Raw genomic sequence first — 24851 nt, 5'->3', positions numbered from 1 at the left:
AGGATGGCCGTGAAGATGAGCGTATGGATGAGCGTATGGATGACCGCGGGCATGAAAAAAGCCCCGTCTCCGAAAAGAGGCGGGGCTTTTGACGACTGTCAGCGCAGGTGGCTCAGCTCACTTCTTGCACGGCTCAGAGCATGCGACAGCTCACGGCTCAGCACATATGGCAGCTCACGGCTGTGAGCGTGCCACCGGTGCTTCGCCGGTCGCGGCATCCGGCTCCGGCGTGGCCACCACACCATCGCGGCGCGCGAAGTGATCGACCCACAGCGCGATCACGCCGTCGCCGGTGACGTTGGTGGCGGTACCGAAGCTGTCCTGGGCCAGATACAGCGCGATCATCAGGCCAAGTTCCGCCTCGCCAAAGCCGAGCATGCTGCCCAGAACCCCAAGCGCCGCCATCACGGCGCCACCCGGTGCCCCGGGCGCGGCGATCATGGTCAGGCCCAGCATGATCAAAAACGGAATCACTTCGCCGAGGCTTGCGAGTGCCAGGTTGTGGCTCATCATCATCACGGCAGTGGCGCAGGTGACGATGGTGATGGTGGAACCGGACAGGTGGATGGTGGCGCACAGCGGCACGCTGAAGTTGGCCACTTCATCGCTGACGCCATTGGCCTTGGTCTGACGCAGGCTGACCGGAATGGTCGCCGCCGACGACATGGTGCCCAGCGCCGTCAGGTAGGCCGGCAGCATGTTGCGCAGGAGGCCCAGCGGAGAACGACGCTGGATCAGGCCGGTGATCAGATAGGCCGTGCTCAGCCAGATCCAGTGCATCACGATCGCCAGCACCAGCACCTTCCAGAAGGTATCCAGTGTCGACAGCGCCTTGCCCTCGTAGGCCATCTCGGCAAAGGTACCGGCGATGAACAGGGGTAGCAGCGGGATGATGACGCGATTGAGGAACACCTCGACCACTTCACGCGATTCGAAGACGGCGCTTTTCAGGGTCGGCAGTTCGCGGCGGCTGATGACCACGCCGAACACGAAGGCCAGCACCAAGGCCGTCATTACCGGCAGTGCCGCGGGGATTTCGAGATCGAGAAAGGGAGTCAGGGCATCGCGGCCTTCAGCGACCGGCGCCATGCCGGACAGCATGCCGGGCAGCAGGTTGCTGGCCACCAGAAAGGCGAAGATGCCGGCCAGAATCGTCGACCCGTAGGCCATGCCGACGGTGCGACCCAGCATGGCGCCGGAATTCTTCGGCAGCGACGCGATGCCGCTCATGACGTAGAACAGGATGATCAACGGGATGGTGAAGTTGATCAGCTGGCCGATGATGACCTTGGCGGTCAGCGCGGCACGTACGAGGGCATCCGGGGCCATCAGGCCGATCAGCAGGCCGGCAATGATGCCGAGGATAAGTTTGACGATGAGCTTCATGTGGATCTCGAGGGTTTGACGGGTTCTTGCCCCGATAACGGGTCGTGAATCGCGTACCACCTCGGCGACGCACCGAAATGGCGCGCAGAGTTTACCTGAATTGCGCCACCATTTCAGGCGCCTGGCCAGCTGCCGTGGCATGGGGTGTGAATGCCCATGACTCGACGTGCTGACCAGGCGCCATCTCAGGCTCTCAGCCGTTCATCGCTTCGTTTTTATAACTTTCGCGTTTTCTCTCTTTCGCGCCTCGCTTGCCTACCTAGCGCTTCGCTTGCGCTCTCGTCTCACTGTCTTGATCTCACTGTCCTGGTCTCACTGTGTTGAAGAGGCCGAGCGACGCTGCTTTACACCATGATGCACCAGTGCCACCGCTGCCAGTACCAGCCCGAACAGCGACATGCCCTGCCAGCCATGCACGCTCATCATCTTGACGCCGATGGCGGAACCGGCTGCCGCACCGAGGTAGTAGCACAGCATGTAGACGGCGTTCATGCGGCTCTGGGCCTTGGGGTCGATCGAGAATACGCGCACCTGGTTGGGGATCTGAGCCGCGAAGACGCCCAGGTCCAGCAGGATGATGCCGACGATCAGCCCTGCCAGGCTGTTTCCCCAGAGGCCGAGTACCGCGAAGGACGCCAGCACCATCACCAGGGCGAAGCTGATCAGGTGCCCTGCGCCGACACGATTGACCAGACGGCCCGCCGCCTTGGCCCCGAAGATGCCGGCCAGCCCGATGATACCGAACAGCCCTGCCTGCTGGACGCTGTAGTCAAACGGCGCATCGGTGACGTGAATGGCCAGCGTCGCCCACATGGCATTGAAGGCCGCGAACCACAGTGCGCCGGTCAGTGCGGATTCCCGCAGCAGGGCATGTTGCTTGAACAGCGTGCCCATCGAGAGGATCAGTCTGGGGTAGGCCATCTGCACGGCAGGCGCGCGACTGGGCAGGTGACGATGCAGCAGCACACCGATGATGACGGCGAGGATGGCCGCGACCAGGAAGACGCTGCGCCAGCCCCAGTATTCGCCGATGCTGCCGCTCAGAGTGCGTGACAGCAGTATGCCGATGGTCAACCCCGTCATCAGGGTGGCGATGTTCTTGCCGCGCGCCTCGGGGGTGGACAGCGAGGCGGTCAGCGGAATCAGCTGCTGGGTGATGTTGGCGCCCAGCCCGGCCACGAAGCTTGCCAGCAACAGCGGCCAGAAGCTGGGGGCCAGGAAGATGCCCAGTGAGGCCAGTGCCAGGGTGATGGACAGATTGCGGATAAGCTGGCGCCTGTCCATGGTGTCGCCCAGCGGCGAGATCAGCAGGATGGCGGCGGCGTAGCCGAATTGGGTCGCGGAGGGAATCAGGCCGATCATGCCCTGGCTCACGCCCAGTGAGCGGGCCATCTCTGCCAGCAGCGGCTGGTTGTAGTACAGATTGGCGGCAGTTGCAGCGACCGCGATCGCCATCAATAACAGCAGACCACGGCCAATGGCGGGCGTGCTGTCGGCGTCCGATGTCGATGTCGGCGAGGCTGTGCCTGACTGGACAGTATCTGATCGGGCTGTGTCCGATCGGGAAGTGCTGGAGGGGGAGTGCCTGTCACCTGGGTGTCCTCATGTGCGTGCTGCCAGCCGTGGCAGCGGTGATTCACGAGGGGCAGGGTAGGCAGTGTTCACCTATAAGAGAAATGTTGGTATTTGATATGTTTGATGCTCAACCGGTATAGATCTGTGATCTATCCTGGAGGCGCTCAATACTTACTGTGCTCAAGCGTGGCTGCGCTCAAGCCTGGCCCTGAAGGCGCTCAATACTTACTGTGCTCAAGCCTGGCCCTGAAGGCGCTGGTCTGGCCGCGCGACACTGTCGCGTTCCACCAGCCTCGGGGCCAGTTGGGTCTGGCCCGGGAAGGGGGCGCCCTCCAGGCGCGCGATCAGCTGATCGACGGCCGTGGTGCCCAGCGCATAGATCGGCTGGCGGATGGTGGTCAGGGCGGGTGAGAGATAGGCACTGATCTCGATATCGTCGTAGCCGATGATCGAGAGCTGCTTGGGTACCTCAAGGCCCAGGTCTCGAGCGGCGCGCAGACAGCCCAGTGCCAGCAGGTCATTGAAGGCGAAGATGGCATCGGGTCTGTCGGCCGGGTTGGCCAGCAGCAGATGGGCCGCGCGATGACCGTCGGCCAGCATCAGCTGGGTCTCGATCTGCCAGTCCTCGGCAAGCCCCAGGCCGGCGGCGTGCAGAGCGTCCAGTGCACCGCTCAGTCGCTCGCGGGAACGGGCATGATCTCGAGGCCCGGTCAGCAGGGCGATGCGTTCGATCCCCTGCGCCAGCAGGTGTTCGATGGCGAGCCTGCCCCCCAGGCGTGAATCATCATTGACCACCGTCATGTCCCAGCCAGGCTGGGGCTCGGCGTCCATCATCACCGTGGGCAGTGGCAGGGCGCTGAGCGCCTCGAGAAAGCCGGCACCGTTCTCGGCGGTCATCACCACCAGTCCATCGATGCGTCGGTCCCGCAGTGTCTCGAGATAGCTGAGCTGCTTGGCGTCGATATCGTCGCTGTTGCACAGAATCAAGCTGTAGCCTGCCTGGTAGCAGCGGTCCTCGACGCCGCGGATCACCTCGGCGAAGAAGGGGTTGTGCGCATTGGTGACGATCATCCCGAGGGTGTGGCTACGGTTGGATTTCAGCGCGCGGGCGACGCTGTCCGGTCGATAGCCGAGTGCGGCGATCGATTCGCGTACTCGGGCCTCGGTCGCACTGGCCACCGGGCGGGTGGCATTCACGACATGCGACACCGTGGTCACGGAAACTCCGGCGTGTGCCGCCACATCCTTGAGTCGAATCACATCTCTGTCCCTGGTGGTGAAAGTCGAGCGGGCGTCACTGGCCCTGCGAGGCGAGAAAGACACGCCATTGAAGGAAAGACGGAAAAACGCCGGCCAGTGGCCGGCGTCCTGTCTTGCGATGAAGATGGTGCGAGCCGTGCGGTCGCTTATTCGGTGATCAGCTTGAGTGGCACGGAAATGGTCTTCTCGACGTCTTCGTCCTTGAGCAGCTTGTCGGCGGTATCGACGCCGAGGCTACCGATCAGTGCCGGTTGCTGGGCGACGGTGGCGTCCATCTTGCCGGCCTGTACGGCCTTGATGCCTTCATCGGTACCATCGAAGCCGACCAGCAGGATGTCCTTGCCGGCGGCTTGCAGGGCACGCTGTGCGCCGAGCGCCATTTCATCGTTCTGGGCAAAGACGGCATTCACGCCCGGATGCGCCTGCAGCAGGTTCTCCATCACGTTCAGCCCCTGGGTGCGATTGAAGTTGGCCGGCTGAGTGGCCACCAGGCTGAGGCCGGTCTGGCCGTCGATGGCCTTCATGAAGCCTTCACCGCGATCGCGCGTGGCCGAGGCGCCGGCGACACCTTCCAGCTGCACGATCTCACCCTTGCCTGCGAGTTTCTCGGCGATGAAATTGCCCGCCAGTTCACCACCGGCGACGTTGTCGGAGGCGACGTGCGCCGCGACCCGACCGCCGTTGGCGCTGCGATCCAGTGTCACCACCGGCACATCACGGCCATTGGCGGTGCGCACGCTGGAGACCACGGCATCGGAGTCGGTCGGGTTGATCAGCAGCAGGTCGACACCGCGGGACAGGGCGTCCTCGACGTTGGACAGCTCTCGCGCGGCGTCATCGCCGGAATCCAGCACGATCAGCTCGTGGCCCAGTTCCTCGGCCTTGTCCTTGGCACCCTGCTGGAGGCTGACGAAGAACGGGTTGTTCAGCGTCGAGACCACCAGCGCGATCTTGTCGGCCATGGCGGATTGCACCGGCATCAAGCTCAGGCCTGCGGCAGTGATGGCGGTGGTCAGCGTGGAGGTGAGCAGTTTTCCGTTCTTCTTCTTCATGGCGATGGTCCTTTCGTTGTTGTCGGCGACCCGCTGGAGGGCCCCCGTGGTTGGCGCACGGGGGCGAGGGTCTTCGATGCTGCCGGGAATGAAACCGTGTCGTGTATTACTTACTTGCTCTTCTATTTCTGCGCGCGGCTGTCGATCAGTACCGCGAGCAGTATGACGGCGCCCTTGGCGATCATCTGGTAGTAGCTGGAGACGCCCATGATGTTCAGCGCATTGTTGAGCACGCCGATCACCAGTGCCCCGATCAAGGTGCCGAATATGCGTCCACGGCCACCCATCAGGCTGGTGCCGCCGATGACGACCGCCGCGATGGCGTCCAGCTCGTAACCGGTGCCAGCATTCGGCTGTGCCGAGCCCAGACGCGCGGCGAGGATGGCGCCGGCCAGTGCCGCGAAGGCACCCGCGATGGCATAGACACTGATCTTGATGCGATTGACGTTGATGCCGGACAGACGCGCGACCTTCTCACCACCGCCGACCGCATAGACGTGGCGCCCGAAGCGGGTGTGATGCAGCACGCCCCAGCACAGCACGTAGACGAAGAACATCATGTAGATCGGGATCGGCACGCCGAGCCAGTAACCGCCGCCCAGATTCCAGAAACTGTCGGCGGCTTCGCTGACGCCGATGGAGACCGGACGACCATCGGTGTAGACGAGCGTGGCACCGCGCAGCACCGTCATCGCCACCAGCGTGACGATGAAGGCCTGGATGCGACCGAAGGCGACGAACAGGCCGGAAATGGCGCCCAGGCCGGCACCGGCAATGATGGTGCCCGGCACGCTCAACCAGGGGGAGAGGCCGGCGGCGGTCATCGAGGCCGCGAAGGCGCCGGTCAGCGCCAGTACCGCGCCGACCGACAGGTCGATGCCCGCGGTGAGAATGACGAAGGTCACGCCCATGGCGATGATGGCATTGATGCTGGTCTGGCGGAGCACGTTGAGCAGGTTGTCGGACGACAGGAAGTTGTCGGACAGGCCGGCACTCACGGCGATCAACAGGGCCAGCGCGATCAGCGCCTTGTTGTCGACCAGCAGACGCATGACGTCGAGGCGGCGGCCGCTGGCGGCAGAGGAAGAAGGAGTAGACATCAGTTCGGCATCTCGTGGCGGGAAGCGGAGGAATCGGGGGTAGAAGACGGGCGGGCGGTAGCGCGTGATGCAGCGCTGGTCGATGAAGCGCCGGCTTTTGAAGTGCTGTCGCTGCTCAGCGGGCTCTCGAGGCCCGAGGCCGCGGTCATGATCGCTTCCTGGGTCGCGTTCTCACGGCTGAATTCGCCGGAGATGCGCCCATCGGCGACCACCAGAATGCGATCGGCCAGGCCGAGCAGTTCGGGCATCTCGGAGGAGATCAGCAGCACGCACTTGCCCTGGCGCTTTAGCTCGTTGATCAGCAGGTAGATCTCGCGCTTGGCGCCGACATCCACGCCACGGGTCGGTTCATCGAGAATCACCAGCTCCGGCGCCGGCATCAGCGCCTTGGCCAGTGATACCTTCTGCTGGTTGCCGCCGGACAGCGTATCGACCGGCTGGTCGGTATTGCTGACCTTGATCTGCATGCTCTTGACGAAGCTTTCGACGGCGGCGGCTTCCTCGCCATGGCGAATACGCCCGAACGCGCCACAGAAGCTCGGCAGGGCGCTCAACGACATGTTGCTGGCCACCGAGTGGGCGAGGATCAGGCCCGCCTGCTTGCGGTCTTCCGGCACATACACCAGACCCGCGGCCAATGCCTCGGCCGGCGAGGAAAATCTCACCGGCTGGCCATGCAGCTGCACGCTGCCGGCGCTGATACGGGTATCGCCGCACAGGGCGCGGGCCAGTTCGGTGCGCCCAGCGCCCATCAGGCCGCCAAAGCCGAGCACTTCTCCGCGGCGGGCAGAGAAGCTGATGCCCTTGACGCCCGGCGCCTCGAGATCCTTCACCTCAAGCATCACCTCGCCATTAGGGCTGGCGGGTGTGTAAGGGTAGCGTTCTGCCAGCTCGCGACCGACCATCAGGCGAATCAGGCCGTCCTCATCCAGCTCCGCCGTCGGCCCCTGGTGAATCATCTGGCCATCGCGCAGCACGGCGACTTCATCGCACATGCTGAAGATCTCGTTCAGGCGGTGAGTGATCAGGACCAGCGAGCGGCCTTCGGCGCGCAGCTCCGCGACGACCTCGGCGAGAATCTCGGTCTCGATGTCGGTCAGCGCATCGGTGGGCTCATCCATGATGATGATCTCGGCGTCCAGCGACAGCGCACGCGCGATCTCGACCATCTGTTGCTGACCGATGCTCAGCTCGCTGACGGCGGTGCGGGAATCCAGTGATTGGCGCAGGCGGTCGAGCAGCTGGCGGGCATCGCGATGCAGACGCCTCCAGTCGACGGTGCCCAGCGCGGTGCGTGGCTCACGGCCGAGGAAGATGTTCTCGCCGGCGGACAGGCCCGGCACCAGATTGAGTTCCTGGTGGATGATGGCAATACGACTGTCCATCGCCTGACGCGGGGTGGCGAAGACCACTTCCTCGTCACGCAGCCACAGCGTGCCGGCGTCATAGCGATAGACGCCGGAGAGAATCTTCATCAGCGTCGACTTGCCGGCGCCATTCTCGCCGGCCAGCGCATGCACGCGCCCCGCGCGCAGCGTCAAGTCGACACCCTTGAGCACGCTGACCCCGGAGAAGCCCTTGTCGATGCCCTTGAGTGCCATCAGCACCCGCGGTTGTGCATGGCTCTGCATCAGAAGGGCACTCCACAGTGCAGGATCACGTTGGCGTACGGCGTGCACTCACCCGTGCGCACGATGACGCTCGCCTCGGGCAGCGCCGCCTTGAAGGCTTCATGACTGAGCTGCTGGCGGGTAATCGGTGCCATGGACAGGCGGTCCAGGGTGTCCAGACGTTCGACGATGGCGTCATGGAACGAGGGGCTCTTGACCGGCAGCTCCTCGGCCAGGGTCGTGGCCTCGATGCACAGCTCGGCCAGTAGGGCGTCCAGCACCGGCAGCATGGCAGGCAGGCCGGGGACCACCGCGAGATCGACACAGGGCACGCCCTCGGGAATCGGCAGGCCGGCGTCGGCGATCACCACGGTGTGGGTATGGCCGAGACGGGCGAGGTGGCCACTGAGAGGTCCGTTCAAGATGCCGTGTCGTTTCACGTCGCAGTCCTTGGGTAAAGCAGGAATGAGTCGATCCAGTGTCTGAATCCGCTGGTTCACAATGGCGCCAATTATGAACCGCAAACGTTTGCGGTGCGGTAAGCGATACGTCGTAGGCGCTGTAGGGTGACTACCTTTCTGTAGTCTGAGGTCCAATGCGGGGTGTGCTCGGGAGGTGATCAAAAAGGAAGGCGATTGAAAAAGAAGGTGGTCGCAAGAAGAAGGTGGTCGAAAGAAGGTGATCGAAAGAATAAGGCGCTCACACAAGACAACGTCTGCACAAGAAAGCCCTCAAGTTCACGAACCCTGTGCCGATAGCCACAACACTCAGACAGACAAATACGCCCGGTATGCGTGCTTTTTCGCCTGATGGCGACTCAGCGGGCATGTGAAAATACCTTCACCCTATCGAGAGGTGCATATGGCGACGATTTCATCGCTGGGGATTGGCTCTGGGCTCGACCTCAACAGTCTGCTGACGGATCTGGAGACGGCAGAGCGTCAGAAGCTCACGCCGATCGAGACCCAGCAGGCAAGTTACGAGGCCGAGTTGTCGGCCTGGGGCACGATTCAAAGTCGCCTGGAATCCCTGGATACCGCCGCCGCGGCGCTGGCCGATGCCGAGACCTATGCCGGCATGACGACCACCGCCAGTGGCTCGGGCGTCAGTGCCACGGCAACCTCGGAAGTGAGTGCGGGCAGTTATTCGGTGGCTGTCACCCAGCTGGCGCAGGCGCAGAGTCTGGCGACGACGGGCCAGGCGAGTCGTGATGAGGCCATCGGTGATGGCACCGGGACCACGCTGACGCTGTCATTGGGCACGCTGGCCAGTGATGGCAGCTATGCGGCGGACGCCGAGCGCAGCGCCAGCATCGTCATCGACGGGAGCAACAACACGCTGGAAGGCATTCGTGATGCCATCAATGAGGCGGGTCTCGGGGTCACGGCCTCGATCGTCAATGATGGCTCCGACACGCCGTATCGCCTGGTGATGACCTCGGAGGAGACGGGCAACGAGGCGGTGATGAGCCTCTCGACCAGCGGCGAGGTGGCAGAGCTCGATAGCCTGCTCAGCCATGTCCCGGCGAGCTATGACGCGACAAGCAGTGACCCGGCCGCCGGCGGGATGGAGGAAGTCGTCGCGGCGCGCAATGCCGAGTTCAGCGTCAACGGCATCAGCATGCAAGCCACCTCCAATGTCATCGATGATGCCGTGGATGGCTTGACCCTGACGCTGAGCGAGACCAACACGTCTGCGAGCGTGGTCACCGTCAAGGAGAACGCGGAGTCGGTAAGCAAGGCGATGGAGACCTTCGTCAATGCCTACAACGACCTGCAGGACACCATCGACAATTACACCGCCTTCAATGCCGATGAAGGGACCGCGGGGGAATTGCTGGGCGATTCGACGCTGCGCACCATCGAGAGTCGTCTGACCTCGGCGCTGAATTTCACCAGTGAGGGCGATTTCTATGCGCTCTCCTCGCTGGGAGTGAGCCGTACCAACGATGGCAAGCTCGAATTCGACAGCGCCGTGATCGAGGCTGCCGACAGTGAGCAGCTGGCGGCGATGTCGGGGTTCTTCATCTCCGATGATGAGGCGGGCACCAGCGGCTTCGCCAGCCAGATGTCCAGTCTGCTGGAGGAGGTGGTCGGGGAAGACGGCACGCTGGAAAGCACCACGGAAGGCATCGAGGGGTCGCTGGAGAGTCTCGCCAGTCAGTATGAGCAGACCGAAGACACCATCGAGGCCACCATCGAGCGTTATCGGGAGCAGTTCACGGAACTCGACATCCTGGTGGCCAACTTGACATCCACCAGTGACTACCTGACCAGTCAGCTGGAAACGCTGGAAAACAGTTGGGACATGACGGGCTGATCGGTGGCTGATGCCTTGAGACATTGGTCATTGGTTACTGACCCAGGCCCAGGCCATCCGCCATGCGCTTGCGAGATTCGATGCGTCCGGCAATGCCCGCAGTCGAGACGGCATGCCGACGACGGCTCCATATCTGACAGAGATACTGACAAACGCCATGCACAAGGGAACCCAATCACCATGAGTCGCTATCGTGGCGCCAATGCCTATGCCCGTGTCGGCGTAGAATCCGGTGTGCTTTCCGCCAGTCCACACCAGTTGATCGTGATGTTGTTCGAGGGAGCAGACCGCGCGCTGGCGGCGGCGCGTCTGCAGATGGAGGCCGGCGACGTGGCCGCCAAGGGACAGTCGCTGGCCAAGGCGACCAGCATCGTCACCGAAGGTCTGCGTGCCTGCCTGGATCATGAGCAGGGCAATGAGGTCGCGACCAATCTCGATCGTATGTATGACTACATCACGCGCCTGATCATGCAGGCTAACCTGGGCAACAACCCGGAAAAGCTCGAGGAAGCGCGTCGCCTGCTCAACGAGCTGGGTGACGCCTGGCGTCAGATTGCCGTACACGACAAGGGGATGGGCTGACCATGGACAGCAATGCACTGCTCGCCGATGACACCTTCCAGCAATGCGATGAGCTGCTGGAGCAGATGAATGCCATGCTGCGCTCAGCACGCCTGGGTGACTGGCCCGCGGTACTCGGCGGGCAGGCCAGCTATATCGAGAAGATGCAGCAGCTGCGTATGCCGCGAGGTGGCAACGCCGAGACGCGCAGGGCGCTGGAACAACGCCTGCGCACGCTAACCATGCTGGAATCAGAGCTGACTGTCCAGCTCAAGGCGCGCCAGAGTCAGTTGCAGGAAGTGCTCGGGGATGTGGGTACGCGCCGCAAGCTGGCACGCAGCTATGGCCAAGGCAATTATGGCCAGGGCAGCTACGGTCAGAATAGCTGAGGCCAGAACAGCCAAGACCAGGCAAGTTACGATCAGGGCGGTCAGGCCCAGCAGAGCAAGGCTTGATCGGGCATGGGGAGAGTCGAGCCTCCAAGGCCTCGCGCATGACTCCCTGACGGCCTCCCCTGGGCAATGAGGATTGCACGACATGAGCGGCATCAATCCCTTGATCGATAGTCTGCTCCATCAGGTGTTGGGGAGGGCGGCACAACGCCCGCCGCCGGCGGACTCCGGTGTCGTCTTCCCGACCTCCGCTCTCCAGTCGCGCCAGGGGCTGGGGGCGGAAGATGGCAAGGGCAGTGGCGGCCAGAATGGCGCCAATCCGCTCTTCCAGACGGGAACTGGTACAGGCTCAGGCGCAAGGCCTGCGGCCCCGTCATTGAATGCCAGCGCAGCGTTGCTGACAGCCTCGCAAGCCTCCACTTCTCCCGCTGGCGCCCTCGCGTCAGCTTCCTCTTCCCTCCCACCGTCCGGTGCTTCCGTCGAGCTGACGACGCAGACACAGACGATGTCGCGTTTGTTCGATGCCCTGTCACAGCTGGTGGCCAGCGGCTCGCCGTCCGCGCGGGTCGGGTTGGCGCTGCCGGAAGGGCAATCGCTGGTGTCTCTGCTGGCGCGCGGCCAGCCCTTGCCCGGTCTTCTGGCGCCCATGGCGTTGTCCAGCGCATCACTTCTCAGTCTGTCGGCGGCCTTGAGCCAGCAGATCCACCAGAGCGGGCTCTTCTACGAAGCGGACCTGCTCGCCTGGGTCGAGAATCGGCTGGGATTGGCCGACCTCGCCGGTCATCCGCAGCTTGCCAATGCCAGATTGGAGGCTCTGTTGGCCTGGCGGCAATGGCCGGTGCTGGCGGAGGCGCGCTTCATCCCTTGGGAGGCGGCACGCGAGGACGCCTTTGTCTGGCGCATGCGAGACATGCGAGCAGAGCTGCGCCGTGAGTCGCGCCCGGGCATGGCTCGCCCGAGCAGTGACATGCTCTTGCCGCCGGGTGGCATTGACGCGGCCCGACAGGGCGCCGGCTCTCATGAAGCCAGTGCGCTGGGTGCCTATCGCGCCAACATGCAATTGGGCGTCGCTCAACCTGCCGCCTCTGATGTGTCTCGCCAGGCAAGTGGCTCAGACGCCCTTGCCAGCGGGCTGGTACAGCAACAGCTGTTGTTGATTCTGGGTCAGCCCTTCCATTGGCAGGGCCTGTTGATGCCCGGCCTGCATGTCTTCTTCAGCCTCTATTTCCCGGGGCCGCCATATTGGCATCGCTCGCGGGATGAGGAGGAGCGACGTACAGCGCCATTGGCCGTGACGCCCGTGGCTGCGCATGACGCCACACCTGACAGTCGCCGCAGTGATCACGGCGAGGCTCAGCAGTGGAAGATGTCGCTGACCTTGGTGGCAGGCGACAGCGATGGCGAGGAGGGCAGCGATCGCAAGCCACAGGTGACTTCCGAGCAGGAAAATCTTGCCGCGAAGGACAATGCGGAGCAGGGCGAAGGGCAGATGCAAGCGCCCGGTAGTGTGGAAAGTGCGGAAAGTGCGGAAAGTGAGAGGGGGGAGAAGAGCAGGAGCAGTGAGAGCGGGGAGACTGCCGCGCGGGCAACGCTTGCACTGAACCTGACCTGGTATCAGCTCGCCGCGCCTGTGGCCTTGGTGGTCGAGATAGAGCGACTGACGCAACCCTCCAGCAATGCAGGCCAGCGTGATGCGGCCTTGCGCGAACTGCAGCATGCGCTCGCGCAAGGTCTGGCCGGGATAGCGCCCAGGGTGCACGTACGCCCCGTCGATGCAGTACCTGATCATGAGGCGCCCGCGTCTTCTGATGGCACATCTCTTGATGCCCCTCGGGCCACGGCAGAGCAAGCGACGGATTTCATGCATACCCAGGGTGAGAGGCTGGGGCAGCGCATCCAGCAGCGGGCCAATTCGCTGGGTCTGAGCGTGCATGAAATGCCCGAGCTGGTCGAAATGCTGGCCACCGGCCTGCCGGCACGCAAGGAATTGCCCACAGCCTTGATGCAGGTCGTCGTCAAGATCGCCGAGCTATGGGCAGAGAGGCATCGCTCACAGAAGGCGCCTTCCGAGTAAAATCCTCGAATGTCCCGCTCTGCAGGATGATGTTTCATCCTTGTACGATTCTTGCTCATTGAGCCCTGACGAATGTTTTTATGGCATGCCACTGCATGGCGACTGTGGAGGTGTGAAGTGACACTTCAGGCGTCACGCCATAGGCCAGGATATCGAGAAATATAATTTATTTATAATATTTAAATAAAGCGTCACTCAGGCGAACTGCCTGCGTGGAAGCGGTATTGAAACTCCGCCGAGGGTCGCCCTGTAAATGCAGCTCGATCCTGCATGTTGTTTGTGCCAGAACCCTCATATGCAGTGTTTTATTGTGTTGAAGCGGCGAGAGAAACCCATTTGGGCGAGCCGCTGGCGGGTCCTCTCGCAGCGTTGAAATAGCAGATAGCCCATTCTGGACAAGTGCTGACATTGCGTTATTCCTCGCCTTTACGCAGGGGTAACTTGCTGCCTGTTGGCGGCCCGTTCGGGGCAATTGCTCGATATTGTACAAGGCATGCCCCGGGCGGCGGGAAAGGGTCAGGGCTGCCTTTCACGAAAATGCAACACACTGTGCGCACCATCCGCTTGCTATTGCTTTGTATGACAAATCTGGTGCATCGTGATTATGCAAGTCGTCTTGAAGACAAGATTGAGGGCTTTTCTTACACACCTTGCTGCCATTTCGGCGGCTTGATGCAGCTTTTGTGCATATAGCGTAGTGGTATGTAAAAAAATGTTGATGAAGAGTCTGGTCCATTACGTGATTAAGTATTAGAATCGCCATCTTTAAGTGGGTGGCTCATTTGGTCATGAAGCCGCTAGCCCGCATGGCGCCATTGGTCCGGCGCCATTGAGTATTTCGTTTCATCACATCAAAACCATAAGGAATGACGGTCGAGCGCCAGGGTTGGCGGTAGCTCGGGACGATCAGACCACTCAGGGAATCATGATGTCCTCACTGCTCAATGATATACAGAGTGTCAATCTGTCGTATCTTCTGCTTGTGCAGCGCTTGTTGGTCGAAGATACGGAAATGGCGCTGGTACGCCTGGGTCTCGATCAAGAGATGGCGGATCTATTGTCTGGCATGAGTGTCAGTCAGCTGGTGTCGTTGTCGTCCTGCAATCAACTGCTGTGCGAGCTGGCGTTGGATGATGCCTCGCAGCTCAAGGGAGTCTTGCAGGGTGGACGCGACCAGGATTTCAGCGCGATGCACACTGCCATGCTGCTGAATGCGCGCCAGAACGATGCTGGACTTCGCCAGGGGGGAGTCAGCTGATGACCCAGAAAAGTCTCGTCGATGAACTGCAACAGCTGCAGTTGGCAGTAGAGTTGATCGAACTGGGGGCCCGCCTGCAGGTGCTCGAGACGGAAACGGAGATCAGCCGCGCGCGTCTGGTCAAGCTGTACAAGGAAGTTCGGGGTGTCTCGCCGCCCAAGGGCATGCTGCCGTTTTCCACCGACTGGTTCATGACCTGGCAGCCCAATCTGCATGCATCGCTGTTCCACGGTTTCTACCGTCGGCTCAAGGCGCAGGGCGCGTCGCGCATGAATGCCTTCGTCAAGGCATATCGCTTCTACCTGGAGCATGTCGGCGAAGACGAGCCGGTGCTGGCGCTCACGCGCGCCTGGACACTGGTGCGCTTTTTCGAAAGCGATCTGCTGGAAGTGGCCAGCTGCAAGACCTGCAGTGGCCATTTCGTGGTGCACGCCCACACGCCATCACACGATTACGTGTGTGGCATCTGCCAGCCGCCATCGCGTGCCGGCAAGACGGCCGCCCGTCGCAAGGCCCGTGAAGAACTGGCACTGGAGCAGTCGGCAGCCGTCGCCAGTCTCGGCTGATAGCTGTCTCGTGTCAGTGAAGGCGCCAGGATTGCGCCAGGCGAACGAGCAAGACGAGCGTGCAAAGACCAGAAGGCTTGCCCATCCCCGGGCAAGCCTTCTTGCGTTGTGCACCATTGCTCTGACGCCTGACTCAATGCTGACTGTTTCGACCATGGTGCTTTCGGCAACGACTGCCTCAACGAATATTCCGCCGTGACCCTAAAGACATGCTCAGCGACGCCGATAGTCAGATTCATGCGACGTTGACCGAATGCCAAGGGGGTTATTGTGTTGTTGTTCATAGGCTATCTAGTGGTCATCGGGTCCACCCTGGGCGGGTATCTGATGGTGGGCGGGCACCTGGCGGTGCTGATGCAGCCCGCGGAATTGCTCATCATCTGTGGCTCTGCCGTCGGCGCCTTTCTGGCCGGCAACAACGGCAAGGCCATCAAGGCCACCGGCAAGGCATTCTCGAAGTTGAAGCGCACGCGTGGCTACAACAAGTCCCTGTACATGGAAGTCATCGGGCTGCTGTATCTGCTGCTGTCGCGTGCCCGTCAGCAGGGCATGCTGGCGATCGAGCAGGACATCGACAATCCGCAGGAAAGCGCCTTGTTCGCCGAGTATCCGCGCCTGCTCTCCGACCCCATTCTGATGAATTTCATTACCGACTACCTGCGCCTGATGGTCAGCGGCAACATGGACCCCTTCGAGCTCGAGTCGCTGATGGAGCACGAGATCGAGACCTTCAAGCACGAGACCGAGATTCCGGTGCATTCCCTCTCGGCGGTGGCCGATGGCCTGCCGGCCTTCGGGATCGTCGCCGCCGTGATGGGGGTGGTGCATGCGCTGGCCTCGGCGGATCAGGGCGCCGCTCAGCTGGGCGTGTTGATCGCCAATGCCATGGTCGGCACCTTCCTCGGCATCCTGCTGGCCTATGGTTTCGTCACGCCGGTCGCCAACAAGATCCAGCACGAGGTGCATGAGGCCGTGAAGATGATGCAGTGCATTCGCGTCATCCTGATGGCCTCGCTCAATGGCTATGCCCCGCAGGTCGCGGTGGAATTCGGCCGCAAGGCGTTGTTCACCGCCGAGCGTCCCAGCTTCAACGAGCTGGAAGAGCATGTACGCGAGATCAAGAACAAGGGTGCGGGCTGATATGGCGTTGCTGTCTCTCGCAAGTGCGTCAGTCGCAAGTGCGTCACTCGCAAGCGTGTCCGTCACCGGCGTGTCAGTGACACAGGTGTCGCTGGCTGTCGTGGTCGAGTCAGTGGGTGTCTCTGGACTTAAGCTCGGAGGTCTCGATGAGTGAAGAGCGCAGACCCATCGTCATCAAGCGGCCGCGTATCGTCAAAGGACATCATGGCGGTGGTTGGAAGATCGCCTACGCCGACTTCATGACCGCGATGATGGCCTTCTTCCTGGTGATGTGGGTGATCTCGAATGCCTCGGATGACGACCTGCGGGAAATCTCCGACTACTTCGGTGCGCCGCTGGAAGTCTCGCTGCTGGGGGGCGATCGCAATTCGGCCTCCAGCAGCGCCATTCCCGGCGGCGGCTTCATGGCCGAGCAGACCCAGGGCGAGAAGGGCGCTGACCTGCAACGTCTGCAGCGCCAGGCGCTGGCCGATGATTCCCGCATGGCTGCCATTCGCGATGAGATCGACACCACCATGACGCAGCGCATGGCCGATGACGCGGACCTGGCCGAACTGCGTGAGCAGCTGCAGATCGAGCTGACCTCCGAAGGCTTGCGCATCCAGATCACCGATAGCGATCAGCACCCGATGTTCGCGTTGGGCAGCAAGCAACCCTCGCCACAACTGTCGCAGCTGCTTGGCTTGCTGGCGCCGATTCTCAAGCGGCTGCCCAATCACCTGAGCATCACCGGGCATACCGACAATCGTCCCTTCGTCGGTGAAGGCGGCTACGGCAACTGGGAGCTCTCCACCGATCGCGCCAATGCCGCGCGCCGCGTGCTGGGCAACAGTGGGCTGCCCTATGAGCGCATCGTGCGCGTGGTCGGCATGGGCTCGCGCATCAGCCTCGACAGCCAGAACCCCGAGGCCGCCATCAATCGTCGCATCAGCCTGATGGTGCTCAGCCAGTCGGCCTATCGCGATATCACCGACAGCAACGGCGTCAATCCCCAGCCCGCCGAGGACATCAACAACCTGCGCGAGCGTCTCGAGCAGCTGGCAAGCCCGGTGCGCGTGACGAATCCCGTCGCTGGCAGTCCTGTCACCGACAGCCCCGTCGCCTCCGGGCTGGACAGCTGAGTGCGCTCAATGCCCCTCATGTCAGAACTCAAGCGGCGCCGCTTCCCGTGTGATAGCGCAATGACAGCCAGCGAGAACATGCATGGATATCAGTGAGTTTTACGACACCTTCTTCGAGGAGGCGCAGGAGCTGCTGGCCGAGATGGAGCGCCTGCTGCTGGCGCTGGATGTCGAGGCGCCGGATGCCGAGCAGCTCAACGCCATCTTTCGTGCGGCCCATTCCATCAAGGGCGGCGCCGCGACCTTCGGCTTCACGGTCCTGCAGGACACCACCCATCACCTCGAGAACCTGCTGGACCGTGCCCGCCGTGGCGAGTTGCGGTTGAGCATTCAGCATATCGATCGCTTTCTGGAGACAAAGGACATGCTCGACGACCAGTTGGCGGCCTATCGCAATGCCCAGTCCCCTGACCCCGAGGCCTACGCGCATATCGTCGCGGTGCTCAAGCAGCTGGGCGAGGAGTCGTCGGTGATTGATGCCTCGAGCGAACCAGTGCCATCTGACATTGATGGCCCGAGCCTACCAGGGCCGTCAGGCGAAGCATCTGCGCCAGTCGGCAGCGATATGGCCACGCCGTCTACGCTCGAGTCACACCCCAGCGCCGACGCAAGTGTGCCGTTGCTCTCGGTCACTCTGATGTTCGTCGCCGACCGCGAGCGTGAACTGCTGATCGAAGAGCTGGCCAACCTCGGTGAGGTCATCTCCAGCAGCGGTGACGAGCAGGTATGTCGCGTCATCGTGAGTACCACGGTCAGCGCCGAGGATATCGAGGCAGTAATGTGCTTCGTCATCGAGCCGGAGCAGATTCTTATCGAGCCCGCGACAGCTGCTCCACCAACTGAGGTTGATGACGTAGTTGATGGCGTAGTGGGCAGCGTAGCGGATGGGCAGGTTGAAGCGCTGACTGAAGAGCCGACTGAAAAACAGGTCGAGGACGTCGCCGATGGCATGGCTGACGACGCAGCGGTCGAACTTGCTGACCAGCCAGCGCCAGGGGAAGCGACAGTCGAAACAGGCTCGTCGCCACGACTTTCCTCTGCTACCCCGGCGAGTGGCGAGCGACGCAGTCAGCCGGGGCGGCGCGCCACTGATGCGCCCACCGAGCAGGGCTCCATCCGCGTCGGCGTCGACAAGGTCGATACCATCATCAACCTGGTCGGCGAGCTGATCATCACCCAGTCGATGCTGGAGCAGACGGCATCGGCGACCACGCCGCCGGATCAGGCGGCGCTGGTGAGTGGCATCAGCCAGCTGCAGCGCAATGCACGAGATCTGCAGGAAGCGGTGATGTCGGTACGCATGATGCCGATGGACTACGTATTCTCGCGGTTTCCGCGCCTGATTCGCGACCTTGCCTCGCGGCTGGGCAAGCAGGTCGAGCTGGTCAGCCAGGGGCATGACACCGAGCTGGACAAGAGCCTGATCGAGCGCATCATCGATCCGCTGACCCATCTGGTGCGTAACAGCCTCGATCATGGCATCGAATCGCCCAGCGAGCGTGAGGCGAGTGGCAAGAGCGCCCACGGCACCCTGACGCTGTCTGCCCGCCATCAGGGCGGCAATATCGTCATCGAAGTGATGGATGACGGCGCCGGCCTCGATCGCGCGCGCATTCTGGCCAAGGCGCGCAGCAACGGCCTGGCGGTCAGCAACGGCCTGGCGGTCAGCGATGGCATGAGCGACGTCGAGGTCTGGCAGCTGGTCTTCGCCCCCGGCTTCTCGACGGCCGAGCAGGTCAGTGATGTCTCGGGGCGTGGAGTCGGTATGGATGTGGTCAAGCGCAACATCCAGTCGCTGGGCGGGCATGTGGAGCTTGCTTCCGTGACCGGACAGGGCACCACCACGCGTATCGTGCTGCCGCTGACGCTGGCGATCCTCGAGGGCATGGCCATTCGCGTCGGCGAGGAAATCTACATCCTGCCGCTGTCGGTGGTGGTGGAGTCGTTGCAGCCGCAGGCCGACATGCTGTTCAGCATGGTCGGCAATGATCGCCTGCTGAAGGTGCGGGACGAATACCTGAGTCTAGTCGCCTTGCATGAGGTGTTCGCGGTGCCGGGCGCCCAGACGCAGCCCGAGCAGGGCATCGTGGTGGTGGTGCAGGGCAAGGGGCGCCACTACGCCTTGCTGGTGGATGAGCTGATCGGTCAGCAGCAGGTGGTGGTCAAGAATCTCGAAAGGAATTATCGCAAGGTGCCGGGCGTCTCTTCGGCGACGATCCTGGGCGATGGGCGGGTGTCGCTCATACTGGATGTCTCGGACCTGCATCGCCTCGCCAATCAGATGCCAGCGGTGCAGAGGCAGGCAGAGGTCGTCACTGAGTCCGTTATGCCCCAGGACGCCATTGTCAGCTGAGGCGATGGTCATTCACCGGCCGCATCCTCGCCCCTTGCGCCTCTGCGCGAAGCGTCATCCCATCACAGACAGGAGATGAGCATGTCTCACACTCAAGTTGCCGCGGCGCAGACGTCCAATGTCGGCCTGGCGCAGGACCACGCCTCCAAGGTCAATGACGGCGGCGAATACCTGGTATTCAGCCTCGGCGAGGAGCACTACGCCGTGGATATTCTCAAGGTGCAGGAGATTCGCGGTTACGAGAACGTCACGCGTATCGCCAATGCACCGGCCTTCATCAAGGGCGTGACCAATCTGCGTGGCGTCATCGTGCCGATCGTTGATCTGCGACTGAAGTTTCAAGTGGGCCAGGCCGAATACACGGCGCAGACGGTGGTGATCGTGATCAATATCGGTGAGCGTGTGGTCGGCATCGTCGTCGATGGCGTCTCCGATGTGATCAGCCTCGCGGCCGATCAGGTGCTGCCGCCACCGGAATTCGGTGCGCGCATGAACAGTGACTTCCTGGCGGGGCTGGCGACCGTCAATGATCACATGCTGCTGATCATGGATATCGAGCACATGATGACCTGTGATGAAATGGCGCTGATGGAGCCCGCGAGGCAGCCGGCATGACCTGCTGCCTCGCGGCATGAGTCAGGCGCAATGCGCGGCATGTTGCCTGCGGCGTGTGCTCGCCTGATCTCGCGAGCTTTCCACCTGTTTCGTCTCGAGCGCCGCTGGCCTGCTGGTCAGCGGCGTTCTGCGTTCAAGAACGGCCGACAGCGGCCGATAAGGTGTGCACCACAAGGTCGTGGGCGGCTGTACCGGGCAATGACGGTCATGCTGCCGGTCAGTGGTCTCGCCGGGTCAATGACGATCACGCTGTGACGAGTACGAGGCTAAGCAAGGGCAATGCGAAACAATCAGCCGGTGACGGCAAGGGAATACCCCATTGGTGAGCATGACTACCTGATCTCGCGTACCGATCTCAAGGGACGCATCACCTACGCCAACTCTGTCTTCATCGAGGTCAGTGGCTTCACGCGTGATGCCTTGATCGGTGCGCCGCACAATCTGGTGCGTCACCCCGACATGCCAGAGGCCGCCTTCGAGAATCTGTGGTCGACGCTCAAGCAAGGCGAAAGCTGGCAGGGACTGGTCAAGAATCGACGCGAGAACGGCGACTATTACTGGGTCGACGCCTGTGTGACGCCGCTGATCGAGCAGGGCGAGGTGATGGGATTTGCCTCGGTGCGCGTCAAGGCCAGTCGTGAGCAGATCGCCCAGGCCGAGCAGGTCTACGCGGGCCTCAAGCAGGGCAAGCGCGACTTTCGCTTGAGCAAGGGTCGCATCGTGCGTGCTGGCCTCACGGGGGCCTTCAAGCGCCTCACCCAGTGGCGCATGGCGCCGCGTATCGCGCTGCTGGCCGCACTGCCGCTGGTGGCCGGAGCCTTGATGGGCAGCGAGCTGCTGCAGGTGTTGGCCGATAGCCAGGCGCATGCCCGCGCGGTGCTGACCCAGCTGTCTGCCGAGCTACCCGCGGCGCAGCTGGCGACGCTTGAGCAGCGCCAACAAGCGCTTGAGGCGAGCCAAGCGCGTCTGGAGTGGGGGCTGTGGACCGCCTTCGCTGGTGTGGGCGTGGTGTCGATGTGGTTGGCGCTGCGTACCTACCGCAGTCTGGTTCGTCCGCTGCGCAGCACCCTGGATTTCGCGCGCCAGATCGCCGCGGGCAATCTTTCCCAGTCGATGACGCTGGCGGGCAATGATGAGATGGCACGTCTGGTACGAGCGCTGGACAGCATGCGCAAGTCGCTGGTCGGCATCGTCAGCGAGGTCAATGCGGGCATCAATGTGGTCAGGCCTGCCGCTGGCGACATGGCACACGGCAATCAGGAATTCTCGGCGCGGGTCGAACAGCAGGCAGCATCGCTGGAAGAGACGGCGGCCAGCATGGAGCAGATGACCGGCACCGTGCGCCAGAATGCCGACAATGCCATCCAGGTCTCGCAACTGGCTGATCAGGCCGCGCGCTCCTCCAATGAAGGTGGCGAGGCGATGCAGGCGGTGGTGGTGCGCATGCAGGGGATTACCGCCACCTCTGAAAAGATGGCCGACATCATCAAGGTGATCGATTCGATCGCCTTCCAGACCAACCTGCTGGCCCTCAATGCCTCGGTGGAGGCCGCACGCGCCGGTGAACATGGTCGCGGCTTTGCCGTGGTGGCCGGTGAGGTGCGCAATCTGGCCTCTCGCAGTGCCGAGGCGGCGCGCGAGATCAAGACTCTGATCGACACCACCCAGCGGGAGATCAGCGACGGCGGTGATCAGGTCGAGGCAGCGCGCGGCACCATGGAGGCGATCGTGACCGGCATCTCGCGGGTCAATGACCTGATCGCCGAGATCTCCTCGGCCTCGCGTGAGCAGAGCGGCGGCATCGAGCAGATCAATACCGCCATCAACGAGATGGACCAGGCCACTCAGCAGAACGCCCAGCGTGTGATGAGCAGCGCCCATCTGGCGCAGGATCTCGAGCGTTCGGTCGCGGGGCTGTCGCATGCGGTCAACGTCTTCCGCTTTGGCGGCGAAGGCCCGGAGCAGATTCCCGCACGTCTGCCGGGGGACGCCTCAGTCGAGCAATCTTCTTCAGTGCACGCTCAGGCCGCGACTCGAGCGCAGGTGTCTGGCGGCTCACAGGGCCCGCGACGGTGACAGATCTCACGCCGCCACCCGTCTGGTCCGCCCCGTCACCGGCTTCCCACGCCCTCGGGCGGGACCTGGTGATGACCGATGACGACTTCGAGCGCATCGCGCGCCTCATCTATCAGCGCGCCGGTATCGTGCTGGCGCGTCACAAGCGTGAGATGGTCTACAGTCGTCTGTCGCGCCGGCTCAGAGTCCATGGTCTGACGCGTTTCCATGACTATCTGACCATGCTGGAGGCCAGCCTGAGTCGCAGTGATCACGACGAGTGGCCTGCCTTCATCAATGCGCTGACCACCAATCTGACCGCGTTCTTTCGCGAGCCCCATCACTTCGTCATGCTCGAGAACTTCCTGCGCGAGCGCCTGCAGCGCCAGACGTCGGGGCAGCGGGCACCGTTGCGTATCTGGTGTGCGGCCGCCTCGACCGGGGAGGAGCCCTATTCCATCGCGATGGTGCTGCGCGAGGTGTTGGGGGCTGCGGCGAATCAGGTCGAGCTGATCGCCACCGATATCGACACGGACGCGCTGCGGGAAGCCGAACTCGGCATCTACCCCTTCGAGCGCATCGCCAAACTGGGTGAGCAACGCTGCAAGCGCTTCATGCTGCGTGGCAGCGGCAGTCGCCAGGGGCAGGTGAGGGTGCGCCCGGAGATCAAGCAGCTGGTGCGCTTTCGCCACCTGAATCTGCTGGATAGCCACTGGGACCTCGGTAGCGGCTTTGACGTGATCTTCTGTCGCAACGTGATGATCTACTTCGACAAGCAGGCCCAGTCACGTCTGCTGGACCGCTTCGCGCTGATGCTCAAGCCCGATGGACTGTTGTTTGCCGGTCATTCCGAGAATTTCTCATGGCTCAATGATGCCTTCACGCTGCGCGGCCAGACGGTCTATACCCTGTCTCGCCGCCGGACGGAGGGCGCGTGATGCGTCGTGATGGCTAGTGATGATTTCCTTTCCCTTACCCACTCTCCAGGAGTGTCTGGATGCCTACCCCCGCTTCATCGTCATGCTCGGTCTCAAGCTCCAATGCTGGTTCAAGGTCAGATTCGAACTCAAGTGCAGCTGCTGGCGCAGGCACATCCCAGGCCGGGGCCGGGCGCATGATCCGTGTGCTGTGTGTCGATGACTCCGCGCTGATTCGTGAGTTGATGGCCGAGATCATCAATGCCCAGCCTGACATGCAGGTCGTGGCCACCGCGCCGGACCCGCTGGTCGCGCGAGACCTGATCAAGCGTCACGAGCCGGATGTGCTGACGCTGGATGTGGAAATGCCACGCATGGATGGACTGGACTTCCTCGAGCGCCTGATGCGCCTGCGGCCGATGCCGGTGGTGATGGTGTCTTCGCTGACCGAGCGCGGCGGGGAAATCACGCTGCGCGCGCTGGAGCTGGGCGCGGTGGATTTCGTCTCCAAGCCGCGTCTGGGCATACGTGGCGGCATGCTCGAGTATGCCGAGACGATTGCCGACAAGATTCGCGCCGCCGCGCGGGCGCGAGTGCGGCCTGCGGGTCGCGCCGTGACGTGGCCGTCTGCTGGCAGTGCACAGGCCGGCTCGGCCCTGTCCAATCCGGATCAGTCCAGCCTGTTTCAGTCCAATCCATATCCATCCAGTCTGGCAGACAGGTCAGTCGCCGCTTCGGTCAGTCAGGGTGCGCTTAGTCAGGATACGGTCAGTCCGCCTGCGATCGCTGCTGCCGGCCGCCGGCCATTGCTGTCGAGCGAGAAGCTGATCGCGGTGGGGGCCTCGACCGGCGGGACCGAGGCGATACGCGCGGTGTTGCAGTCGTTGCCGGCGGATGCGCCGGCCATTCTGGTGACTCAGCACATGCCGCCGGGCTTCACGCGCTCGTTCGCCGAGCGACTCAATGGACTGTGCCGTATCGCCGTCAAGGAAGCCGTGCACGGTGAGCGCATCCTGCCGGGGCATGCCTATATCGCGCCTGGCGACGCCCACCTGACGCTGTCGCGCAGCGGGGCCAACTATGTGGTCACCCTCGATCAGCGTCCGCCGGTCAATCGTCACCGCCCATCGGTGGATGTGCTGTTCGATTCCGTGGCGCGGGTGGCCGGTCGCAACGCCGTGGGCGTGATCCTCACCGGCATGGGTCGCGACGGCGCGCGCGGGTTGTTGCAGATGTGCGAAGCCGGCGCCCACACCATCGCCCAGGACGAGCAAAGCTGCGTGGTCTACGGCATGCCGCGGGAAGCCGTCGAGCTCGGGGCCGCACAAAGCGTCTTGCCGTTGAGTCGCATCAGTGGGCAACTGCTTCACCTGGTACAGCTGGCCGGGCGTTCGCAACGCGTCTAGACCGCTTCGATCTGCCTGGGCGTGGAGATTAAGTGGGTGTGAGTCGCCGGGAAGAAGATGGGCGCAGAGGGTAAAGTCTGCCGGCTTGTGG

Annotated in this window: 20 protein-coding genes; 13 read left to right on the top strand and 7 right to left on the bottom strand. The window is 62.7% G+C overall.

What is annotated here, in order from left to right; all coding sequences use genetic code 11:
- Nucleotides 1-174 precede the first annotated feature (174 nt).
- The 7 genes from U0O11_RS09030 to rbsD all read right to left on the bottom strand — a co-directional run bounded on the left by U0O11_RS09030 (nucleotide 175) and on the right by rbsD (nucleotide 8423).
- Nucleotides 175-1386 (bottom strand): dicarboxylate/amino acid:cation symporter, encoded by a 1212-nt coding sequence (locus U0O11_RS09030; RefSeq protein ID WP_054556589.1) that lies wholly within the window; start codon nucleotides 1384-1386, stop codon nucleotides 175-177.
- A 312-nt stretch (nucleotides 1387-1698) separates the two neighbouring features.
- Nucleotides 1699-2841, bottom strand: coding sequence for an MFS transporter (locus tag U0O11_RS09025; RefSeq protein ID WP_324689483.1), 1143 nt, complete (start codon nucleotides 2839-2841; stop codon nucleotides 1699-1701).
- Nucleotides 2842-3195: 354 nt separating this feature from the next.
- Complete coding sequence (locus U0O11_RS09020; RefSeq protein WP_324689481.1) at nucleotides 3196-4221, bottom strand: LacI family DNA-binding transcriptional regulator; 1026 nt, start codon at nucleotides 4219-4221, stop codon at nucleotides 3196-3198.
- Nucleotides 4222-4367: 146 nt separating this feature from the next.
- Nucleotides 4368-5273, bottom strand: coding sequence for a ribose ABC transporter substrate-binding protein RbsB (rbsB, locus tag U0O11_RS09015; RefSeq protein WP_324689479.1), 906 nt, complete (start codon nucleotides 5271-5273; stop codon nucleotides 4368-4370).
- A gap of 122 nt (nucleotides 5274-5395) precedes the next feature.
- Entirely contained in the window at nucleotides 5396-6373 is a 978-nt protein-coding gene (gene rbsC, locus U0O11_RS09010; RefSeq protein ID WP_107334720.1) for a ribose ABC transporter permease, read from the bottom strand.
- Nucleotides 6373-8004 (bottom strand): sugar ABC transporter ATP-binding protein, encoded by a 1632-nt coding sequence (locus tag U0O11_RS09005; protein ID WP_324689476.1) that lies wholly within the window; start codon nucleotides 8002-8004, stop codon nucleotides 6373-6375. The genes rbsC and U0O11_RS09005 overlap by 1 nt, the downstream gene beginning before the upstream one ends.
- Nucleotides 8004-8423, bottom strand: a complete 420-nt coding sequence (gene rbsD / locus U0O11_RS09000; protein ID WP_107334721.1) for a D-ribose pyranase — start codon at nucleotides 8421-8423, stop codon at nucleotides 8004-8006. Before rbsD ends, U0O11_RS09005 begins: the two co-directional genes overlap by 1 nt.
- A 421-nt stretch (nucleotides 8424-8844) precedes the next feature.
- On the opposite strand from rbsD, the gene fliD reads away from it, so the two are divergent.
- The 13 genes from fliD (at nucleotide 8845) to U0O11_RS08935 (ending at nucleotide 24760) form a co-directional block, all read left to right on the top strand.
- Entirely contained in the window at nucleotides 8845-10302 is a 1458-nt protein-coding gene (fliD, locus tag U0O11_RS08995) for a flagellar filament capping protein FliD (RefSeq protein WP_324689474.1), read from the top strand.
- Between the two features lie 180 nt (nucleotides 10303-10482).
- Complete coding sequence (fliS, locus tag U0O11_RS08990) at nucleotides 10483-10884, top strand: flagellar export chaperone FliS (RefSeq protein ID WP_324689472.1); 402 nt, start codon at nucleotides 10483-10485, stop codon at nucleotides 10882-10884.
- A gap of 2 nt (nucleotides 10885-10886) precedes the next feature.
- Nucleotides 10887-11252: a flagellar protein FliT gene (locus U0O11_RS08985; RefSeq protein WP_324689470.1), complete on the top strand. Its 366-nt coding sequence runs from the start codon at nucleotides 10887-10889 to the stop codon at nucleotides 11250-11252.
- Nucleotides 11253-11400: 148 nt separating this feature from the next.
- Nucleotides 11401-13329 (top strand): hypothetical protein, encoded by a 1929-nt coding sequence (locus tag U0O11_RS08980; RefSeq protein ID WP_324689468.1) that lies wholly within the window; start codon nucleotides 11401-11403, stop codon nucleotides 13327-13329.
- Between the two features lie 928 nt (nucleotides 13330-14257).
- Nucleotides 14258-14587, top strand: a complete 330-nt coding sequence (gene flhD, locus U0O11_RS08975) for a flagellar transcriptional regulator FlhD (protein ID WP_159055718.1) — start codon at nucleotides 14258-14260, stop codon at nucleotides 14585-14587.
- The gene (flhC, locus tag U0O11_RS08970) at nucleotides 14587-15153 is read left to right on the top strand and encodes a flagellar transcriptional regulator FlhC (protein WP_054556600.1); all 567 of its coding nucleotides are present in this window, start codon (nucleotides 14587-14589) and stop codon (nucleotides 15151-15153) included. Before flhD ends, flhC begins: the two co-directional genes overlap by 1 nt.
- 270 nt (nucleotides 15154-15423) lie before the next feature.
- Entirely contained in the window at nucleotides 15424-16293 is an 870-nt protein-coding gene (gene motA, locus U0O11_RS08965; RefSeq protein WP_176677172.1) for a flagellar motor stator protein MotA, read from the top strand.
- A 146-nt stretch (nucleotides 16294-16439) separates the two neighbouring features.
- Nucleotides 16440-17414 carry a flagellar motor protein MotB gene (gene motB / locus U0O11_RS08960; RefSeq protein WP_324689466.1) on the top strand — a complete coding sequence of 325 codons (975 nt, stop codon included), beginning with the start codon at nucleotides 16440-16442 and terminating at the stop codon, nucleotides 17412-17414.
- Nucleotides 17415-17496: 82 nt separating this feature from the next.
- A complete protein-coding gene (gene cheA / locus U0O11_RS08955) occupies nucleotides 17497-19767 on the top strand; it encodes a chemotaxis protein CheA (RefSeq protein ID WP_324689465.1) in 2271 nt (756 codons plus the stop codon).
- 75 nt (nucleotides 19768-19842) lie between these two features.
- Entirely contained in the window at nucleotides 19843-20382 is a 540-nt protein-coding gene (locus tag U0O11_RS08950; RefSeq protein ID WP_442872622.1) for a chemotaxis protein CheW, read from the top strand.
- 279 nt (nucleotides 20383-20661) lie between these two features.
- Complete coding sequence (locus tag U0O11_RS08945; RefSeq protein WP_324689461.1) at nucleotides 20662-22458, top strand: methyl-accepting chemotaxis protein; 1797 nt, start codon at nucleotides 20662-20664, stop codon at nucleotides 22456-22458.
- A gap of 71 nt (nucleotides 22459-22529) precedes the next feature.
- Complete coding sequence (locus U0O11_RS08940) at nucleotides 22530-23375, top strand: CheR family methyltransferase (RefSeq protein WP_324689459.1); 846 nt, start codon at nucleotides 22530-22532, stop codon at nucleotides 23373-23375.
- A 176-nt stretch (nucleotides 23376-23551) separates the two neighbouring features.
- Nucleotides 23552-24760 carry a protein-glutamate methylesterase/protein-glutamine glutaminase gene (locus U0O11_RS08935; protein WP_324689457.1) on the top strand — a complete coding sequence of 403 codons (1209 nt, stop codon included), beginning with the start codon at nucleotides 23552-23554 and terminating at the stop codon, nucleotides 24758-24760.
- Nucleotides 24761-24851 lie beyond the last annotated feature (91 nt).

Origin of the sequence: Cobetia sp. D5, from assembly GCF_035666195.1 — a bacterium.
GTDB classification, from domain to species: domain Bacteria; phylum Pseudomonadota; class Gammaproteobacteria; order Pseudomonadales; family Halomonadaceae; genus Cobetia; species Cobetia amphilecti.
This window is presented reverse-complemented; position numbering and strand designations above follow the sequence as displayed.

Coding starts and splice junctions, on each gene's coding strand:
- U0O11_RS09030 (WP_054556589.1), bottom strand. CDS start 1,386: ATGAAGCTCATCGTCAAACTTATCCTCGGCATCATTGCCGGCCTGCTG.
- U0O11_RS09025 (WP_324689483.1), bottom strand. CDS start 2,841: ATGGCGATCGCGGTCGCTGCAACTGCCGCCAATCTGTACTACAACCAG.
- rbsB (WP_324689479.1), bottom strand. CDS start 5,273: ATGAAGAAGAAGAACGGAAAACTGCTCACCTCCACGCTGACCACCGCC.
- rbsC (WP_107334720.1), bottom strand. CDS start 6,373: ATGTCTACTCCTTCTTCCTCTGCCGCCAGCGGCCGCCGCCTCGACGTC.
- U0O11_RS09005 (WP_324689476.1), bottom strand. CDS start 8,004: ATGCAGAGCCATGCACAACCGCGGGTGCTGATGGCACTCAAGGGCATC.
- fliD (WP_324689474.1), top strand. CDS start 8,845: ATGGCGACGATTTCATCGCTGGGGATTGGCTCTGGGCTCGACCTCAAC.
- fliS (WP_324689472.1), top strand. CDS start 10,483: ATGAGTCGCTATCGTGGCGCCAATGCCTATGCCCGTGTCGGCGTAGAA.
- U0O11_RS08985 (WP_324689470.1), top strand. CDS start 10,887: ATGGACAGCAATGCACTGCTCGCCGATGACACCTTCCAGCAATGCGAT.
- U0O11_RS08980 (WP_324689468.1), top strand. CDS start 11,401: ATGAGCGGCATCAATCCCTTGATCGATAGTCTGCTCCATCAGGTGTTG.
- flhD (WP_159055718.1), top strand. CDS start 14,258: ATGTCCTCACTGCTCAATGATATACAGAGTGTCAATCTGTCGTATCTT.
- flhC (WP_054556600.1), top strand. CDS start 14,587: ATGACCCAGAAAAGTCTCGTCGATGAACTGCAACAGCTGCAGTTGGCA.
- motB (WP_324689466.1), top strand. CDS start 16,440: ATGAGTGAAGAGCGCAGACCCATCGTCATCAAGCGGCCGCGTATCGTC.
- cheA (WP_324689465.1), top strand. CDS start 17,497: ATGGATATCAGTGAGTTTTACGACACCTTCTTCGAGGAGGCGCAGGAG.
- U0O11_RS08950 (WP_442872622.1), top strand. CDS start 19,843: ATGAGCATGTCTCACACTCAAGTTGCCGCGGCGCAGACGTCCAATGTC.
- U0O11_RS08945 (WP_324689461.1), top strand. CDS start 20,662: ATGCGAAACAATCAGCCGGTGACGGCAAGGGAATACCCCATTGGTGAG.
- U0O11_RS08940 (WP_324689459.1), top strand. CDS start 22,530: ATGACCGATGACGACTTCGAGCGCATCGCGCGCCTCATCTATCAGCGC.
- U0O11_RS08935 (WP_324689457.1), top strand. CDS start 23,552: ATGATCCGTGTGCTGTGTGTCGATGACTCCGCGCTGATTCGTGAGTTG.